The sequence below is a fragment of the Colwellia sp. F1 genome (genome assembly GCF_056238625.1).
In genome coordinates, this window is record NZ_JBWDLI010000063.1 from 1 (window position 1) to 2,911 (window position 2,911).

Below are 2,911 nucleotides of genomic sequence, written 5' to 3' on the forward strand. Positions count from 1 at the left end.
TGTCTTTCTTGAATTTTGCCTTGCAATTACCGCTCATACACATTGTACAGTAGTGTTCCCTGTCTTCGTGTTTAATACCCTGGGCAATGACAATGCCACAGCGGTTACAAAGCAGAGTGCCAATGCCTTCTTCGACTTTCACAATTGCATATTCGTAGTCCATAAAGTGCTCCGAAAACCCCCTGTCCTGCAAGAATGGGGTGTAATTGCTTGTCGGCGAAAGCCAACCCTTCTCTGATACCCCTTTTGACGGTGCTATAGAGCATCAGTTCAAATGCTGCGGGTTCCCAACATGTGGGTAGGCTCCTTTTGCTACCCAAATATTGCAGGATGATAACTTGGTCAACCTTTAAATCCATAGCTGCCGAAGTTCTTGTGTTGCATGAAACAACTCGCGGCTTTCGCCCTTCGAGCGGTCTGATGTGGCTACTGTTGCTGGGTAAGACCAAGTCTCACGATAGACGTGATTTATGAGTAAGCGGAACCTAATGGAGCATTAGCACCTCGTGGTTTTCAACATCAAGCTTAAGCTATTTGATTGAAAATTCTATTATATCGATATAACCATCAAGAAAAATGAGGAGTCAGCGTAGTGCGCAAGAAACCTGTTGCATTCGTTGGAGACTCTAAGGATAGGCTGCGCAACTTCCTTCTGGATGCGAAGAGAGAAGTGGGAGTTCGGATAGACAAAATTCAGTCTGGAGATCAGCCAGACGATTTTTCGTCTGATACCAAGCGTTGGCTCTGGTGTAATGGAAATCTGTGTTCGAGGCCATAGAAGTGCCTTTCGGGTTTTTTACGTGGCCAGTCGAGGTGATAATTGAATAATAAATCGTGCTAGGCGTAGCCACCTTGACGAATATGAGCTAAGTAGACCATCACCTCGTGAGTCCTTCCCTGAGCAACTAATTGCTCGGCTGTTTGCCCGCCAAGGGGCGCTATGGGATATGTTTGATACCACTCCCAGGCAGCAGCTTGGGAGCCTGCCCACGGTTCAATCTGATCCAAGATAGCTTGAGCAGAGCGCTCAAGCTGTAGGCATACTTGCATTTGTCGATCACGAAAGCGAGCCCAGACAAGACCAACGCCGAACAAAAGCGAAGCAGCGAACAAAATGCTGAGAGGAAGGATAATAGCCATAGTATCAGGTGAGAAAGTTGGCATACGTAGACCCATTTAGGATGTTTAGGTTACGCCTCATTATTTGTTTTTCTCAGGCGTGAAAACCGTGGTAGGCACCATCGCACAGTTCAACGACCAGTCGGTTGTGTCTCTGATGGACTCTAATTTAGCGTTTGTTAGAGCTTAAATATGAGATTTTAGCTAACCTTTTCCAAGCTTGCCATTTCACTAATGGGCGCAGCTCTGGTAAATACATCTCATGCAATATCTCGTCGATTTTCGTTCGAGCTATAGCGATTAGCTTTGGTTTTCGATCCCAGTTAGGTTTTTTAGTTAGCATCCTGTAATCATTGATCGTCTGCAAAGATTTCTTTACGCTACTCATGAGCGGTTGCTAATGAATTGCCTTCCTGTCTCGCAATATTATGAGCGTCGGGTTGAATGACCTCCGGGAAAACGCTCTATGAAGTGGGTGTTCTCTAAATAAATTAAGGCCTCTCACGAGGGCGATGCCAGCAGATCAAGCGTAGCTCAGGGTAATCGTCAGGAAGAATGCAGATCGCTCATGATCTCGCCTCGGGAAATCGGCTTCGTAGGTAGCGGATTTACTTGCTTATCAAGTTGCGCAATAAATTGACCTTTCGCCTAATGTAGCACCAACTACTTCACTAGGTTTTTCATATTATGCTGCTTTTGACAATACACGAAAGCGACAGATAATTGAACAGAGCTGTCTGCATAATAGGAGAGTTGGATAATGCAATACACTGACGAACCAGAAAATGACTCCGCCGTAATCGTCTGGAGAGCAGCGATTAATTTGTTCGGCGGTGATCGAAGTGCGGCAGACGAGTGGCTGCATAAAGAAGCAATGGGTCTTGACTGGAGGCGTCCCATTGATGTTGTGAAAGAGGATGCCCAACAGGTACTGGACCTAATAACCCAGATTGAGTGGGGAGTTTATACATGACAATTATGTCTGCTGAAGGAAACACACTATAGTAAGCGTTGAAGTGACGATTTCTGCTGGAAGGGAGTGTGACAATGCCTGAAAGTCTGATGTGTAGTAAGCGTTCATTCCAAGACGTAGTTGACCTACTTCACGTCCCGGAGAGGTCTCAATAACTCCGGCGAGACCTTGTACTGCTTCCTGCCATCCTCTGATCTTACCCAGCAACAGTGGACACTCGTTTAAGCGATCATTCGGACTTCAAACGCCTCTGGGCTGATCATCCCTATAGCACTGTGCCGTCGTTGCTTGTTGTAGTCCAGTTCGATGTATTCAAACACCTGGCGTCTCATCATATCTCGCGTTTTAAAGTTCTCGCCGTGGATCGCTTCCACCTTGAGGCTGTGAAAGAAGCTTTCGGCACAGGCGTTATCATAACAGTTGCCTTTCGCGCTCATACTGCACTTGAGTTCATGTCGCGTCAGTAGCGACTGATACAGCGTCGAACAGTACTGACCACCTCGATCTGAATGGACGATCACGCCTGTTGGCATTTTACGTTTCCATAGCGCCATTTGTAGTGCATCACAGACAAGATCTGCCGTCATACGCTCGCTCATTGCCCAACCAACGACTTTGCGAGAGTAAAGATCAATTAGCACAGCAAGATAAAGCCAACCTTCACCCGTCGCCAAGTAGGTGATATCACCCACCCACTTTTGATTAGGGGCTGAAGCCCTGAAGTCTTGCTCTAGCAGGTTTGGCGCAACAGGTAGCGAATGTCGAGAGTTTGTGGTGGCCTTGAACTTACGGGCAGCTTTAGCACGCAGGCCTTGTCGC

General features: G+C 46.9%; 3 protein-coding genes. 1 reads left to right on the forward strand and 2 read right to left on the reverse strand.

The window, feature by feature from the left end:
• Window positions 1-837: 837 nt before the first annotated feature.
• The gene (locus AC0UA9_RS17170) at window positions 838-1,050 is read right to left on the reverse strand and encodes a hypothetical protein (protein ID WP_051430478.1); all 213 of its coding nucleotides are present in this window, start codon (window positions 1,048-1,050) and stop codon (window positions 838-840) included.
• Between the two features lie 829 nt (window positions 1,051-1,879).
• Here AC0UA9_RS17170 and AC0UA9_RS17175 point away from each other — a divergent pair.
• The gene (locus tag AC0UA9_RS17175) at window positions 1,880-2,092 is read left to right on the forward strand and encodes an antitoxin Xre/MbcA/ParS toxin-binding domain-containing protein (RefSeq protein ID WP_457943740.1); all 213 of its coding nucleotides are present in this window, start codon (window positions 1,880-1,882) and stop codon (window positions 2,090-2,092) included.
• Window positions 2,093-2,313: 221 nt separating this feature from the next.
• Here the strand turns inward: AC0UA9_RS17175 and AC0UA9_RS17180 are convergent.
• Window positions 2,314-2,911: IS3 family transposase (locus AC0UA9_RS17180; RefSeq protein WP_475661928.1), on the reverse strand; the 598-nt coding region annotated here is incomplete at its 5' end.